We start from the raw sequence: 15,976 nt of genomic DNA, 5'->3' as shown, positions 1-15,976 counted from the left end.
GCCCATATGGCCCAACCTAATTCCGCCTCGTAGCATTAAAGGCAGCATTGCTGCGAATAGATGCCATCAACTTTGATTGACCGACCCCTGCGCTGTATTGAACGATACGAATGCCGCGACACCTGTTCACCAAGGCTATCGCCCGATTGATATTTTGAATGGAGCGCCGATGACCTCTTCTTCCCTGTTCCAGCCGCTGCAAGTTGGCCCGTATCAACTCAGCCACCGGGTTGCGATGGCGCCGCTGACGCGCATGCGGGCCGAGAAGACAACGCTCGCGGCCTGGACCCTCAACGCCGAATATTACGCGCAGCGCGCGACCGAAGGCGGACTGATCATCGCCGAAGCGTCGCAGGTCATGCAGGAAGGACAAGGCAACCCGCACACGCCGGGCATCTATTCGAAAGAGCAGATCGCCGGCTGGCGTCAGGTTACCGATGCCGTGCATGCCAAAGGCGGCATCATCTTCCTGCAGCTATGGCATGTCGGCCGTGCCTCACATTCCTCGTTCCAGCCCGGCGGCGGGCTTCCGGTCGCGCCGTCAGCCATTGCGATCAACGCTACCACGCGGACGGCTTCAGGCGAGACGGCATCTTACGAAACGCCCCGCGCCCTGGAGACCAGCGAGATTCCTGGCATTATCGACGCCTACCGACAGGCCGCGCGCAACGCCAGGGAAGCCGGCTTCGACGGCGTCGAGGTGCACGGCGCCAACGGCTATCTGCTCGAACAATTTCTGCAGACCCGCAGCAATCGGCGCACCGACCAATATGGTGGCTCAATCGAGAACCGCGCCCGCCTGCTGCTCGAAGTGACCAATGCCGTCATCGACGCCTGGAGCGCGGATCGTGTCGCCGTCCGCCTGTCACCCTATGGTGTCTCGAACGACTCCGGCGAAGCGGATCCGATGCCGCTCTACAGCTATGTGGTCCGTGAGCTCGACAAGCTCGGCCTCGCCTACCTCCATTTCGTCGAGCCGCGCACCAGCGGCGTCGGCCGCGCGGAAGTGTTTCATAACAATGTGCCTAAAGCCTATGAGCTGTTCCGGCCGATGTGGAGCGGCGTGCTGGTCACCGCCGGCGGATTCGACGGCACCTCCGCCGAGGAGGCCGTCGCTTCCGGCAATGTCGATATTATCGCCTTTGGCCGCCCGTTCATCGCCAATCCGGATCTGCCGGAGCGTATCAAGCGCAAGGCGCCCTTTACGCCTTATAACCGGGCGACGTTTTACGGCGGCGATGTGGCTGGCTACACCGACTACCCGGTGCTTGGCGCGGGCTAGTCTGCGGATTATTCAATAGAAAGCACTTCTGGCGCGCTATAGTCTGTGTACGGCCCGTAGCGGGTCAGGAGTATCGCCCCATGGATTCCACCCTCTCAGCCGCCGAGCTCGACGATCGCATCGCCATCCTTCGCGACAATATCCGGCAGTTGATCGAGCAGGCCACCGCGGCTTCCGGCGAGAGCAACGAGGAGCGCACCGCGGATCGGCTGGCGCAGCAGAATGAGGAGCTGGACCGGCTGATCGCCCAACGCGACGCCCTGGGCAAATAGCCGAGAGGACTACGGACTGGAGGCCTGCCCGGTTGTCGGGCGGGATGCGCAAAACCGCGGCTTTTCCTCCAGTAAACTTTTGGCTAGCTTGGCTGCATGAACGTTCAAGCCAAGATCGACATCAAGCACTCCACCTGCCCGCATGATTGCCCCTCCGCCTGCGCCCTCGACATCGAGGTGATCGGCGGGAACACCATCGGCCGGGTCCGCGGCTCCAAGGAGCAAAGCTATACCGCCGGCGTGGTCTGCGCGAAGGTCGCGCGCTATGCCGAGCGCATCCATCATCCAGAACGGCTGATGTATCCGATGCGCCGCACCGGCCCGAAGGGCTCCGGCCATTTCACCCGCATCACCTGGGACGAGGCGCTCGACGAGATCGCTTTGAGGTTCAACGAGGCCGAGCGCGACTTTGGCGCGGAGTCGGTGTTTCCCTATTACTATGCCGGCACCATGGGTCTGGTGATGCGCGATGGCATCAACCGCCTCGCCAATGTGAAGAAATATTCGCGCTTTTACTCGACGATCTGCGCAACCATTGCCTGGGCCGGCTTTGCCGCCGGTACCGGCAAGGTAGCCGGCGTCGATCCGCGCGAGATGGCGAAGTCGGACCTGATCGTGATCTGGGGTACCAACCCCGTCTCGACGCAGGTCAATGTGATGACCCACGTCTCGCGCGCGCGGAAAGAACGCGGCACCAAGCTGGCGGTTGTCGACATCTACGACAACGACACCATGAAGCAGGCCGACATCAAGATTCTGCTGCGGCCAGGTACAGATGGCGCCTTCGCCGCCGGCGTCATGCATGTGCTGTTCCGCGACGGCCTAGCTGATCGCGACTATCTCGCCAAATATACCGACCACTCGCCCGAGTTCGAGGCGCATCTTGCTTCGCGAACGCCGGAATGGGCGTCGGACATTTGCGGCGTGCCGGCCGCCGAAATTGAGGCCTTCGCGCATCTCGTCGGCGAAAACAAACGCAGCTATTTCCGTCTCGGCTATGGTTTCACCCGCAGCCGCAACGGAGCCGCACAGATGCATGCAGCGCTGTGCGTGCCCACCGTTACCGGCGCCTGGCAATATGAAGGCGGCGGCGCTTTCTTCAACAATGCCGCGATCTGGAAATTCGACAAGACGCTGATCGAGGGCCTCGACGTGCTCGACGAGAGCGTTCGGCGTCTTGATCAATCGAAGATCGGCCGCATCCTGACCGGCGATGCGGAGGCCTTGCACAACGGCCCGCCGGTTAAGGCGATGCTGATCCAGAACACCAATCCGATGACGGTGGCGCCCGAGCAGGCCTTGGTGCGGCAGGGCTTTGCCCGCGAAGACCTGTTCGTCGCGGTGCATGAGCAGTTCATGACCGAAACGGCCATGATGGCCGACATCGTGCTGCCGGCGACCATGTTCATGGAGCACGACGATCTCTATTACGCCGGCGGCAACCAGCACATCTCGGTCGGTGCCAAGCTGATCGACGCGCCGGAAGAGTGCCGCTCGAACCACGACGTTCTGCAAGGCCTCGCCACCCGCCTCGGCGCGAAACACCGCGCGTTCGATATGCATCCGCGCGACATCATCGACGAGACGCTGCAAGTCAGCGGCCGCGGTGGCATCGAAGGGCTGGAGGCCGACAAATGGCGCGATATCCAGCCGGATTTCCGCACCTCGCACTATCTCGACGGTTTCGCCCATGCCGACGGCAAATTCCACTTCGAGGCGAACTGGTCGACAGTGCCGATGCCCAATGCCGGGCTGATGGGGGCGTGGGACGAGATGCCGTCATTCCCCGACCACTGGGCGGTGATCGAACAGGTCGATGAGGCGCATCCGTTTCGTCTGGCCACCAGCCCGTCGCGCTCATTCCTCAACACCTCGTTCAACGAGACGCCATCATCGCAGGCCCGCGAGGGTGCACCCAGTGTGATGATGCACCCCGTCGACGCGGCGAGGCTCGGCATTACCGATGGCGATGCCGTGACACTCGGCAACACGCGCGGCGAGACGACCCTGACCGCGCGTATCTTCGAGGGCCTGCGGCGCGGTGTGCTGATTGCGGAATCGGTACACCCCAACAAGGCGCATATCGGCGGCCATGGCATCAATATGCTGACCGGCGGCGAAGCCGTCGCGCCCTATGGCGGCGCGGCGTTTCACGACAACAAGGTGTGGGTGAAGAAGGCGGGATAGCCCGCCTTCTTACGCCGTCGATACCTGCACCAGGATGTCGGAGAAGGTCGGCGCACGTCCGAGATCGGCCATCGCCGGCGAAGTCAGCGCATGCACCGTTGCACTCTTGCGGGTCGAGCGTTGCCAATAGCCGCTCGGTGCCACCACCACGCCGGGCTTCACATCCGCCGAGATGGTGACGAGCGCCTCGAACGAGCCGCGATCGTTATAGACACGGATCGGCGCGCCCGCTTCGATGCCACGTACTGCAGCATCGTCGGGATGCAGTAGTACGGCCTGCTCGCCGGCATGATGGAGCTGCTTCGGCATATTGCCGAAATTGGAATTCAAGAATGCGTGGCTCTTCGGCGAGATCAGGCTGAGCGGATATCTCTTCGCCAGCTCGGGATTGGTCTGCGGCGATTCTCGTGGTGGAATATAGGACGGCAACGGATCGACCGGCTCGCCGGACTGTTGGCCACCATAGCCCTGCCGGAACAGCGGCACGACGAAATTGCCGCCGGCGGCGATCGAGGATTTGAATTCGCATTTGCCTGACGGCGTGAAAAAATTGCCTTCGCGATGTGGCGCGTAAGTATCGGATCCCTCGACTTTCAAGCGCGCATAGCCGGTTTGCTTCAATTGCTCGATGGTGATGTTTTCCAGCACGGGACTGGTCCAGTCCATCGAATCCGCAATCATCTCGTCATCGCTGCGGAAGAACGACGGATCGTCGATGCCCATGGCGGCGGCGAGCCTGCGAAACAGCTCGGTGTTCGATACGGCTTCGCCGAGGGGTTCGATCGCCTGGTTGTTGTAGGACAGATAAAGATGCCCCCACGAGAACATTAGATCCTTCTGTTCGAGCTGCGTCGTCGCCGGCAACACGATATCGGCAAAGCGCGCGGTGTCGGTCATGAAGTGTTCGCTGACGACGGTAAACAGATCCTCACGCGCCAGGCCAGCCTCGATCTTGCCCTGCTCTGTGACCATGGCCATCGGATTGGCATTGTAGACGCACAGCGACTTGATCGGTGGATCGAAACCAAGCTCGCCGGTGAGCACCGGGCCGAGTTGCCACAGATTCACGATGCGCAGATCCTCTCCTTGTAGGTCCGGGCGCATCAGCACGTCCCATTTCACCGGAAACGCCCAGATCGGCAGCTGCAGCAGACCGCCGCCGACGTGACGCCAGGCACCGATCAGCGCGGGCAGACATGAGATCGCGCGCACGGTCTGGCCTCCGCCGGCATGTCGCTCGACGGCGACGCCGATGCGGATTACCGCGGGCGGCGTGGTGGCATATTCACGCGCCAGCGTGCGGATGTCGTCCGCCGCGATCCCGGTGATTCCAGACACGTAGTCGGGCGTGTAAATCGCGGCACGTTCGGCCAGCTCGTCATAGCCGATCGAATAGTTGTCGACGTAATCGCGATCGATCAGCCCCTCGGTGGTGATGACGTGGATGAGGCCCAGCGCCAGCGCCGCGTCTGTCCCCGGCCTTATAGCGATGTGCCAGTCCGCCTGCTGCGCGGTCCGCGTCCGCACGGGATCGATGACCACAAGCTTGGCGCCGTTCTTCATCGCCTGCTTGATATAAGGCCAGTGATGCGAGTTGGTGCTGAGCGTGTTGCAGGCCCAGAGGATAATGTATTTAGAGTGGACGAAGCTCTCCGGATCGGTACCCGGTGTATGGCCTATCGTCATCAGATAGGCTGTACAGGCGCCGGAATCGCAGAACGTACGTTCGGCCACCGTGGCGCCGAGCTTGTTGAACAGGGGATCGCCGACATTGAGGCCGTTGATGATGCCCTGGGTGCCAAGATAGCTGCACGGCAGGATCGCCTTGGCGCCGTCCTCGGCGATGATCGTCTTCCATTTGCCGGCGATCTCGGACAGAGCGTCATCCCATGAGATGCGCGTAAACTGGCCACTGCCCTTCGGCCCCGAGCGCCGCATCGGATAGAGAATGCGCTGGTCGCTATAGACGCGCTCCTGATAATCGTTGACCTTCACGCAGAGCCGACCTTGCGTGAACGGGTGATCCGGATTGCCCCGCACGGACACGGCGCGGCCATCTTCGACCGTCGTGATCATGGAGCAGGTGTCGGGGCAATCATGGGGGCATGCACCAATTACGGTTATCTGGGTCAAGCTGGCCTCCGCTGGCTACCGATCTGGGTTGATGCCGAGCATGCTGAGCTGACGGACTGTTGGCTTTTCCGAGCCTGCTGTTCTGTTTGCAAATCCTGCTGACCACGCGGCGGGTTCCGCCCCGCGCCCATGGCACAGGAATTGAATGTTAAGCGGCGATCATTTCAGCGAGTGGGGGTTGGCTATGACGATTGCAGGCCACGGCGCGGAAAAGTATGTCACCGGACATCTCATCGATGGGTCTCAGGACCGGAATTGGCCCCATCTGCTCGCGGAGCGCTGGAGCCATCGGGCCGGCGATCTACCCTCGGTGCTGCCACGAGATACCGAGATTGCCATGTTCCTGCGCGGCAACTCGGTCGTGGAGCGTCAGGGCGGCGGTATGCGGCAACGAACGTCGGGCCATCGCGGCACCATCTGGCTCTGCCCCGCCGGCATTCGCGAAGAATATATCAACGTCTCCGAACCGGTCGCGGACTGCCTGCACATCTATCTTCCCGGCCAGCCCTTTGAGGACACGCTTCTGCAGGATCTGGAAATCGATCCATCACGTATGACCTTGCGCTATGAGAGCGTCGATCATGATCCATTCATCGAACAGGTCGCCGAGCTGATCCTGCAGGAGCTGAATACCGAGACCTCCGCCGGCCGCCTGCTGATTGAAACACTCAGCAGTGCATTGTCCGCACATCTCGTTCACAAATATGCGGCGAACGCGCTTCCGCTGAAGCCGCCACCGTCATCCGACAAGCCATTGGATCAACGGCGGCTGGCGCGGGTAATCGAATTCGTTGACGCCAACATCTCGCGCGAATTCGCGGTCGCCGATATGGCCCGCACGGCCTGTCTCAGCCCGGCGCATTTCGCGCGGGTGTTCAAGGTCCGAACCGGTCTCACACCGCATCAGTTCGTCAGCGAACGGCGGCTGACACTGGCGAAACAAATGCTGGCGGATCTGTATCGACCAATCGTCGATGTCGCCTATACCGCTGGCTTTTCATCTCAAGCCAATTTTACCCGCGCCTTCCGCCGGGCGACCAACATGACGCCCGGCCAGTTCCGCGGCCAGACAGCCGCCTATCGGATGTCCGACGAACTGTAGCGCTGGAGCTCGCAACTGAAGCTACCGCGCATCCTCCAGGATCATATCCGACGCCTTCTCGGCGATCATGATCACCGGCGCGTTGGTATTGCCCGACATCAGGTCCGGCATGATGGATGCGTCGATCACGCGCAGACCTTCGAGCCCGCGCACACGCAAGCGCTGATCGACCACGGCCTTCGCATCATTGCCCATCCGGCATGTCGAGGTCGGGTGATAGACCGTGCTGCCGCGCTGGCGGCAGTAAGCGAGCCATTGCTCATCGGTCACCGTGCCCGGACCAGGCTCGACCTCCTTGGTCACGAAAGGCTTCATCGCCGGCGCGTTGAGCATCTTGCGCAGGATCTTGAGCCCTTCGACATTCGCCGTACGATCGGTTTCGGTCGCGAGATAATTGATCCGGATCGCCGGGGGCACCGAAGGATCAGCGCTCTTGATGCGCAGCGAGCCGCGGCTTTCCGGGCGCAGCTGACAGACTGAGGCGGAGAAGCCGGAAAACGGATGCAATTTCTCGCCCATCTTGTCGGTGGAGAACGGCAGGAAGTGGATCTGGATATCCGGAGACGCCATCCGCGGATCGGTCTTGAAGAAGGCACCTGTGGTGCCGGCAGCATAGGTCAGCGGACCGGTGCGGAACGCCGCATACTGCAGACCCATCATCACCCGGCGAACGGGATGATTGACGAAGTCATTGAGCGTGATCTTCTGCGGGCATTCCATCACCATCCGGACCTGCATGTGATCCTGCAGATCGCTGCCGACGCCGGGGGCATCGAGAAGGACCTCGATGCCGTGCTCCTTGAGCAGATCGGCGGGCCCGACGCCGGAGAGCTGCAGCAGTTGCGGTGAATTATAGGCGCCGCTCGACACCAGCACTTCCTTGCGGGCGCGCGCCTTGCGCACCACGCCGTGCTGCTTGAACTCGATGCCCACCGCACGCTTGCCTTCGAACAGGATGCGTAGCGCCAGTGCTTCGGTCTCGACGCGGACATTGCCCTGCTTCAATGCCGGGCGCAGATAGGCCCGCGCAGTCGAGGCGCGGCGGCCACCTTTCGTGGTGGTCTGGAACCAGCCGGCGCCTTCCTGCGTCGCGCCGTTGAAGTCGTTGTTCACCGGAATGCCCGTCTCGGCAGCTGCAGCGATGAAAGCTTCCGACAGCGGATCGGGGCAGCGCGAGTCCGACACCGGCAGCGGGCCGCCAACGCCGTGATACTCGCTCGGCCCACGCGTCTGATTTTCCGCCTTCTTGAAATAGGGCAGCACATCATCATAGCCCCATCCGGTATTGCCGATCTGGCGCCAGCGATCGTAATCCTCATGCTGGCCACGCACATACAGCAGTCCGTTGATGGAGCTGGAGCCGCCGAGCACTTTGCCGCGCGGCTGAAACACCGAGCGTCCATCGAGACCCGGTTCGGGCTCGGTCTGGTACATCCAGTTGACGGTCTTTTCCTTGAACAGCTTGCCGTAGCCGAGCGGGATGTGAATCCAGATATTCCGATCCTTCGGGCCGGCTTCCAGCAGCAGCACCGAATATTTGCCCGAGGCCGAGAGGCGATTGGCCAGCACGCAACCGGCCGAGCCGGCGCCGACGATGATGTAATCAGCCTCAATGGCGTCAGCCGACGCGCGATGCGCCGACGCAGTTTGACCGCTCATGTTTCCCCCAATTGTTTTCAGCAACTGAAAACGGAAATGGCGGGGGTGTAAATGGGCGTGGACGGAAGCATGGCACGCATGCGGCTAGAATCGTCGCAATGCGAAAGTGGGAGACTGCGCTAGGTAAGCTCCCTCCCCGCGCAAGATTGTTCAGTCCGGACAGATCGCTGACAGGTGTTCGGAGACATAGTTGACACATTCAGATTGGCTGGAGTCCTCCTTTTCAGGAGGTTTCCATGCCATGGCGCGAGGTGTCGGCAATGGATCAGCGGCGGGAGTTTGCCCTTTTGGCAATGCAGGAGGGCGTCAATCGGCGAGAACTGTGTCGGCGGTTCGGGATCAGCCCGCAGACCGGCTACAAATGGCTGGCGCGGGTCGAGGCCGGCGATGCGGAACTGGCCGATCGGTCGCGGCGACCGCTTGTCAGCCCACGACGCAGCAATACGGCAATCGAGACGCTGGTGCTTGCGGTGCGCGATGCCCATCCGGCCTGGGGCGCGCGCAAGATTGCGTACTGCCTGCAGCGTGACGGGATGACACCGCCGGCGATCTCCACCGTGCATGAGATCCTGCACCGCAACGGCCGCATTATCCTGCCGCCGGGCGGCGCAACACAGCCGCTGCAGCGCTTCGAGAAGGAGGCGCCCAACCAGCTATGGCAGATGGATTTCAAAGGGCGCATGCCGCTGGCCAACAACGCAGCATGCCATCCGCTCACCGTAATCGACGACCACTCGCGCTATGCACTTTGCATCCAGGCCTGCGCAAACGAACAGAGTGCAACCGTGCAGCAGCGGCTGATACAGACTTTCCGGCGCTATGGTCTGCCGGACGCGTTCTTCGTCGACAACGGCTCGCCTTGGGGCGACAGCGGCGGCTCGCGCTGGACTGCCCTGCGGGTCTGGTTGCTCAAGCTTGGCGTCGACACGATCTATGCAAGGCCGTTCCACCCGCAAAGCCGCGGCAAGAACGAACGCTTCCACCGTTCCCTCAAGGCCGAAGTATTCGCGGCACGCCGGTTCCGCGACTTTGCCGAACTACAGCGCGCTTTCGATACATGGCGCACCGTCTACAATCTGCAACGCCCCCACGAAGCACTCGGCATGGACGTTCCCGCTACCCGTTACAAACCCAGCACGCGGCCGATGCCCGACAAAATCGTCGAGGTCGAATATGCCAGCAATGACATCGTGCGCCGCGTCTCAGTCAATCCGCGCATCGACTTCAAGGGCCGGCGATGGCGCGTACCAAAAGCCTTTCGCGGCGAACGGCTGGCAATCCGCCCCTTGGACAGCGATGGCCACTACGGGATTTTCTTCGGCAGCCGGAAAGTCGCAGAAATCGACTTGACTGGCACAAAAAGTGTCAGTGATGTCTCCGAACAGGTGTCAACCATGTCTCCCGACTGAACAAATGCGCGGGGAGAGGGTTGGGGTGAGGGGCGAGGCACATACGATGCAAAAGGAGTGGTCTCTCGGGTCGAAGACATGTGAACCGAGAGACCCGTGATGGAGGCTTCGTCCGAAACGGCCCCTCACCCGCCGCGAAGACGCGGCGACCTCTCCCCGCAATGCGGGGAGAGGTTAAGAAAGAGCGTTGCTTCAGTTATAACGGCTAATCGCCAGATCCTTCACGTCCAGCTCCGGTGCCTTGCCGGAGATCTGGTCGGACAGCACGCGGGCGGTGCCGCAAGCCATGGTCCAGCCGAGCGTTCCATGGCCCGTATTGAGATGCAGATTACCCAGATGCGTCGGGCCGACGATGGGCGGACCATCCGGCGTCATCGGGCGCAGGCCGCTCCAGAAGGTCGAGCGCGAGAGATCGCCGGCGGTCGGAAACAGGTCGGTCACCGACTTGTCGAGCGGCATCCTGCGCGGCGCAGTCGGCACCGGGTGATAATTACCGACTTCGGCGGTGCCGCCGACGCGGATGCGGTCACCAAGGCGCGTGATTGCCACTTTGTAGCTTTCGTCCATGATCGTCGATTGCGGCGCAACGCTCTCGTCGGTGATCGGCACCGTGAGCGAATAACCCTTCACCGGATAGACCGGCGCATCGACGCCGAGCGGACGCAGCAGCAGCGGCGAGAAGCTGCCAAGCGCCATCACATAACTATCTGCGGTGAAGACACCCTTGTCGGTCGTCACCTGCGCGACGCGGCCACCCGTCGCATCCACCGACTTGATGGTCGTCTCGTAGACGAATTTCACCCCAAGTCCGGCCGCGATCTTTTCCAGCCGCTGCGTGAACAGATGGCAGTCGCCGGTTTCGTCCTCCGGCAGACGCAGGCCACCGACGAACAGACCCTGCACGCCGGCGAGGCCCGGCTCATACTTCACGCAGCCGGCACGATCGAGCACCTCATAGGGCACGCCATATTGCTTGAGCACGTCGATATCACCGCCGGTGGCATCGAGCTGCGACTGCTTGCGGAACAGTTGCAGCGTGCCCTGGCTGCGATCGTCATAGGTGATGCCGGTCTCCGCGCGCAGCGCACGCAGGCAATCGCGGCTGTATTCGGCGATTCCCACCATGCGCGACTTGTTCAGCGCATAGCGCGCGCTCGTGCAGTTGCGCAGCATCTGCAGCATCCAGCGCCACTGGTGCGGATCGGCCTGTGGCCGCACCACCAGCGGGCCGTATTTGTCCATGATCCAGCCGAGCGCCTTCTTCGGCACGCCGGGGCCGGCCCAGGGCGAGGCGTAGCCGGGCGAGACTTCGCCGGCATTGCCGAACGAGGTCTCCAGCGCGGCGCCGGGCTGACGGTCGATCACCGTCACCTCATGGCCTGCCTTGGCCAGATAATAGGACGTGGTAACGCCGATCACGCCCGCGCCAAGAACCAGAACCTTCATCGCACCGTGCCTCCAGACCGGGCGGTCCACCGCACATCGATCTCATCCGAGTAAATTCGTTCATAGCGCTGACCCAGCGAGGTCAGCATTTCGTAGCCAATGGTGCCCGCGGTTGCGGCCAACGCGTCGAGCGACTGATGCCCGCCGATGATCTCCACCTGCGAGCCCCGTGCCAACATACCGGGCGGCAGATCGCCAAGATCGACGGTCAGTGAATCCATCGAGACGCGCCCGGCAACGGCCAGCCGCCGCCCGCGGAAATACACGGCACCGCCACTACCGAAGGCACGCTGCAGACCGTCGGCGTAACCAATGGCCAATGTCGCCAGACGCGTCGGCTTCGTCGCCTTGAAATTCCAGCCATAGCCGACATGGGCACCGGCTGCGACCTCGCGCATCTGGAGCACCTGCGCGGTGAGCCGAACCACTGGCAGCATCGGATTGCTTTGCGCGGGATGGGGATTGAGCCCGTAGAGCGCGGCGCCGGGGCGGACGAGGTCATGATGATAGTTGCGCCCAAGGAAAATGCCGGATGAATTGGCCAGAGATTGTCGCGCAGCAGGGAAGCGTTTCGCGAGCGCCTGAAACGCGGCGAGCTGGTGCGCATTGGCCGGATGCTCCGGCATGTCGGCACAAGCGAGATGGCTCATCACCATCTGGATATCGAGAACTGAGGTGTCCTTGCCCGAGAGTTCGGCGACCTCACGCGGCGACATGCCCAGTCGCGACATGCCGCTATCGACCTGAACGACCGCGGGCAGAATCCGGCCGCGTTGCCGCGCCTGATCCGACCAGGCCTCAAGCTGTTCGCGCGAATTGAGCACCGGAATGATGCCGGCTTCCGCGCAGTCACGCTCGCTGCCCGAGGGCAGACCGTTGAGCACGTAGATCGTAACGTCGCGGGCCAGATGGGTCTGGAGATCCAGCCCTTCGTCGAGATGCGCCACGAAGAAGGTGCGGCAGCCGGCCCGATAGAGTGCCGGCGCGACACGATCAGCGCCGAGGCCATAGGCGTCGGCCTTCACTACGCCGGCGCAGGTGACGCCGGGGCCGACCCGCTCGGCCAATAGCCGGTAATTGCGTGAGATGGCTTCGAGATCGATGGTCAGCACCGCGCTCGCATGCCGCGTGCCCGTTCCGCCTGTCCAAGGTGCCAGCATCACATCCCCCGCCACGAATGATCGCAACGGCAGTATCTCACCTTCCGCATGGCGCTTTACGGCGATTCCGGCCGCTGCTACGGTCATGAATGGTGATTATCGGCGTAAATTTACGTCCCTGTAGAGAAATCCTGCAAAACTTTGGCGAGAACCATGGCAAGCGACCTCGATTCGACCGACCGGAAGATCCTTCGCGAGGTTGTCCGGGATGCCCGGATCAGCCAGATGGCACTGGCAGAGAAAGTCGGCCTGTCACCCACCGCCTGTACCCGGCGTCTCACGGCCCTGGAAAAGAAGGGCGTGATCAAAGGCTATGCCGCCGAGATCGACGCATCCGAGCTCGGCTACATGATGACGGTCCACGTCCACATCACGCTCGACAAGCAGAGCGAGGATGCGCTGTCCGCCTTCGAGCGCGAGATCGCCAAATGCCCGGATGTCGTGTCGTGCTACCTGATGTCGGGCAATGACGACTATCTCGTCCACGTGCAGGCGCGCGACATGGAAGACTATGAGCGCATCCACAAGCAGCACCTCTCGCGGATGCCCGGCGTGGCGCGGCTGCATTCAAGCTTCGCGATGCGCAGCGTGGTGAAGCGCGGCGTCTCGGTGTCCGCGCTGACGGGCTGAACTTGCTTAACCTCTCCCGCCTAGCGAAGCTTCGCTTCGCCGGGCGGGGCGAAGGAAACAGCGCGCTTAATTCGGATGCAAACCCGGCGCTTCCTGGCCGGTACGTTCGACATATTCAGTATAGCCGCCGCCATATTGCTGGATGCCGTCCGGGGTCAGCTCAAGCACGCGGTTCGACAGCGCCGCGAGGAAGTGGCGGTCATGCGACACGAACAGCATGGTGCCTTCGTAATCGCCGAGCGCCTTGATCAGCATTTCCTTGGTGGCCATGTCCAGATGGTTGGTCGGCTCGTCGAGCACCAGGAAATTCGGCGGATCGAACAGCATCTTGGCCATCACCAGACGCGCCTTCTCGCCGCCTGACAACACGCGGCAGCGCTTCTCGACATCGTCGCCGGAGAAGCCGAAGCAGCCAGCGAGTGCGCGCAGCGTGCCCTGGCCTGCCTGCGGGAATGAGTCCTCGAGATTCTGGAAGATCGTGCGCTCGCCATCCAGCAGGTCCATCGCGTGCTGCGCGAAATAGCCGAGCTTGACGCTGCCGCCGATGGTGACGTTGCCGTTGTCAGGCTCGGCCGCGCCGGTCACAAGCTTCAGCAGCGTCGACTTGCCGGCGCCGTTGATACCCATGACGGCCCAGCGTTCTTTACGACGCACCGAGAAGTCCAGCCCTTCATAGATGGTACGGCTGCCATAGGCCTTGTGGATGTTCTTCAGGCTGACGACGTCTTCGCCCGAGCGCGGCGCCGACAGGAAGTCGAACGACACGACTTCGCGGCGCTTCGGCGGCTCGACGCGCTCGATCTTGTCGAGCTTCTTGACGCGGCTCTGCACCTGCGCGGCATGCGACGCGCGGGCCTTGAAACGCTCGATGAACTTGATTTCCTTGGCCAGCATCGCCTGCTGGCGCTCGAACTGCGCCTGCTGCTGCTTCTCGTTCATGGCGCGCTGCGCTTCGTAGAATTCGTAATCGCCGGAATAGGACGTCAGCGATCCCGCATCGATCTCCATGATCTTGGTAACGATACGGTTCATGAATTCGCGGTCATGCGAAGTCATCAGCAGCGCACCCTCGTAACCCTTGAGGAAGCCTTCGAGCCAGATCAGGCTTTCGAGGTCGAGATGGTTCGAGGGTTCGTCGAGCAGCATCACATCGGGACGCATCAACAGAATGCGTGCCAGCGCGACGCGCATCTTCCAGCCGCCGGACAGCTTGCCGACATCGCCGTCCATCATTTCCTGCGTGAACGACAGACCGGAGAGCACTTCGCGGGCACGACCTTCCAGCGCGTAACCGTCGAGTTCCTCGAAGCGGGCCTGGACCTCACCGTAACGCTCGATGATCGTGTCCATATTGTCGGCCTGGTCCGGATCGGCCATGGCCGTTTCCAGTTCCTTCAGCTCGGTCGCGACGACACTGACCGGGCCCGCGCCCTCCATGACTTCGGCGACGGCGCTATGGCCCGCCATTTCACCGACATCCTGGCTGAAATAGCCGATGGTGACGCCGCGCTCGACCACCACTTGCCCCTCGTCGGGCAGTTCGCGGCCGGTGACCATGCGGAACAGGGTCGTCTTGCCGGAGCCGTTGGGGCCGACCAGACCGATCTTCTCACCCTTCAGCAAAGCGCCGGCGGCTTCGATGAAGACGATCTGATGACCGTTCTGCTTGCTGATGTTGTCGAGGCGGATCATGGGAACTACGGGCTCGCGGGACAGGGATTGAGGCCTGCCAATAAGGCATCCGGCCCGCCCAAGGAAGGATATTTTGCGCTGCAAAAGAGCTAAGTGCCCGCCCGCATCTCGCCCAGGCTCTTCATCAGGATTTCCGCGAAAGTCGCCGCGGCTACCGGTAGCGTGCGACCGCGCAGCTGGCACAGCACCAGATCGGCGGTGGGCACATCGCGGGTATCGATCGGGCGGCCGACCAGCCCCATTCCGAGGGTCCCGGTGGGGGCTCCGATCTCGATCTGGAACGAGATCATGTTACAGCGGAACACCAGCCCGCGCAGCATCTCGAAGGAGTTTGATTCCGCGAGCATGTTGAGGCGCAGATCGCGCCGGGTCGTGACCTCATCGAGAATTTGGCGGCCACTCAAAGTCCGATCCGGCAGGGCTGCGGGATAATCGACACAATCGGAGAGGCGCAGCATCTTCTTGGCTGCCAGCGGATGATCCGAGCGGGTGATCACCACAAGACGCTGGGGAAGGCTGGCGATGACGCGCAGTGACGGCCACATCGCCGGACGATGCACCAGAGCGAGATCGACGTCGTAAGCCGCCAGCGCGGCCAGCGCGCGCTCGTGATCCATCACCTTGAGGTCGAACACGACTTTCGGATGTTTCTTCTGGAACGCAGCGACGCGCAGCGCCAGAAAATCCAGCGCCAGTGCCTGGCTGCAGGCGATCTGAATCGGACCGCGCCGCAGACCCCTGAGATCCTCGACCTGCGATCTCATCCGCTCGGCATCGGCAATCTGGCTGCGCGCGTAGCGCACGAACATCTCGCCGGCGGTGGTCAGCTTCACGCCCCGTGGCCGGCGCTCGAACAAAGGCGTGCCGATTTCGGCTTCGAGGTCCTGAATGCGCCGGTTCATCGCGGAAGGCGTCAAGTTGAGCAGTTCCGCGGCGCGGCGGATCGAGCCGGTGCGGGCCACTTCGACCACATGGGTCAGCAACCGCAGATGCCTCATTGCCCC

The 15,976-nt window shown here is 62.4% G+C and carries 12 protein-coding genes; 6 read left to right on the top strand and 6 right to left on the bottom strand.

Annotated elements, in window-relative coordinates; translation table 11 throughout:
* The first annotated feature begins 169 nt into the window (after nucleotides 1-169).
* The 3 genes from AB7783_RS24835 (at nucleotide 170) to AB7783_RS24825 (ending at nucleotide 3,741) form a co-directional block, all read left to right on the top strand.
* The gene (locus AB7783_RS24835; protein WP_441279057.1) at nucleotides 170-1,282 is read left to right on the top strand and encodes an alkene reductase; all 1,113 of its coding nucleotides are present in this window, start codon (nucleotides 170-172) and stop codon (nucleotides 1,280-1,282) included.
* A gap of 80 nt (nucleotides 1,283-1,362) precedes the next feature.
* Complete coding sequence (locus AB7783_RS24830; RefSeq protein WP_081422070.1) at nucleotides 1,363-1,554, top strand: hypothetical protein; 192 nt, start codon at nucleotides 1,363-1,365, stop codon at nucleotides 1,552-1,554.
* A gap of 96 nt (nucleotides 1,555-1,650) precedes the next feature.
* On the top strand, nucleotides 1,651-3,741 hold the full coding sequence (locus tag AB7783_RS24825; protein WP_441279056.1) for a molybdopterin-containing oxidoreductase family protein: 2,091 nt from the start codon (nucleotides 1,651-1,653) through the stop codon (nucleotides 3,739-3,741).
* Between the two features lie 9 nt (nucleotides 3,742-3,750).
* On the opposite strand, the gene AB7783_RS24820 is transcribed toward AB7783_RS24825, so the two are convergent.
* Entirely contained in the window at nucleotides 3,751-5,874 is a 2,124-nt protein-coding gene (locus tag AB7783_RS24820; RefSeq protein WP_184512867.1) for a molybdopterin-containing oxidoreductase family protein, read from the bottom strand.
* 184 nt (nucleotides 5,875-6,058) lie between these two features.
* Between AB7783_RS24820 and AB7783_RS24815 the strand changes: the two genes are divergently transcribed.
* A complete protein-coding gene (locus tag AB7783_RS24815; protein WP_231078444.1) occupies nucleotides 6,059-6,976 on the top strand; it encodes a helix-turn-helix domain-containing protein in 918 nt (305 codons plus the stop codon).
* A 21-nt stretch (nucleotides 6,977-6,997) separates the two neighbouring features.
* On the opposite strand, the gene AB7783_RS24810 is transcribed toward AB7783_RS24815, so the two are convergent.
* Complete coding sequence (locus AB7783_RS24810; protein WP_441279055.1) at nucleotides 6,998-8,635, bottom strand: GMC family oxidoreductase; 1,638 nt, start codon at nucleotides 8,633-8,635, stop codon at nucleotides 6,998-7,000.
* Between the two features lie 236 nt (nucleotides 8,636-8,871).
* Between AB7783_RS24810 and AB7783_RS24805 the strand changes: the two genes are divergently transcribed.
* A complete protein-coding gene (locus AB7783_RS24805; protein ID WP_441276790.1) occupies nucleotides 8,872-10,044 on the top strand; it encodes an IS481 family transposase in 1,173 nt (390 codons plus the stop codon).
* Between the two features lie 192 nt (nucleotides 10,045-10,236).
* Here the strand turns inward: AB7783_RS24805 and AB7783_RS24800 are convergent, their stop codons facing one another.
* Entirely contained in the window at nucleotides 10,237-11,490 is a 1,254-nt protein-coding gene (locus AB7783_RS24800) for a D-amino acid dehydrogenase (protein ID WP_441279054.1), read from the bottom strand.
* The gene (alr, locus tag AB7783_RS24795) at nucleotides 11,487-12,737 is read right to left on the bottom strand and encodes an alanine racemase (protein WP_441279053.1); all 1,251 of its coding nucleotides are present in this window, start codon (nucleotides 12,735-12,737) and stop codon (nucleotides 11,487-11,489) included. Before alr ends, AB7783_RS24800 begins: the two co-directional genes overlap by 4 nt.
* 66 nt (nucleotides 12,738-12,803) lie before the next feature.
* On the opposite strand from alr, the gene AB7783_RS24790 reads away from it, so the two are divergent.
* Nucleotides 12,804-13,280 (top strand): Lrp/AsnC family transcriptional regulator, encoded by a 477-nt coding sequence (locus AB7783_RS24790; protein WP_068737711.1) that lies wholly within the window; start codon nucleotides 12,804-12,806, stop codon nucleotides 13,278-13,280.
* A gap of 66 nt (nucleotides 13,281-13,346) precedes the next feature.
* On the opposite strand, the gene AB7783_RS24785 is transcribed toward AB7783_RS24790, so the two are convergent.
* A complete protein-coding gene (locus AB7783_RS24785; protein WP_441279052.1) occupies nucleotides 13,347-14,972 on the bottom strand; it encodes an ABC-F family ATP-binding cassette domain-containing protein in 1,626 nt (541 codons plus the stop codon).
* 89 nt (nucleotides 14,973-15,061) lie between these two features.
* Complete coding sequence (locus tag AB7783_RS24780; protein WP_441279051.1) at nucleotides 15,062-15,970, bottom strand: LysR family transcriptional regulator; 909 nt, start codon at nucleotides 15,968-15,970, stop codon at nucleotides 15,062-15,064.
* Nucleotides 15,971-15,976 lie beyond the last annotated feature (6 nt).

This window comes from Tardiphaga sp. 172_B4_N1_3 (genome assembly GCF_052076035.1).
GTDB lineage: Bacteria > Pseudomonadota > Alphaproteobacteria > Rhizobiales > Xanthobacteraceae > Tardiphaga > Tardiphaga robiniae.
This window is presented reverse-complemented; position numbering and strand designations above follow the sequence as displayed.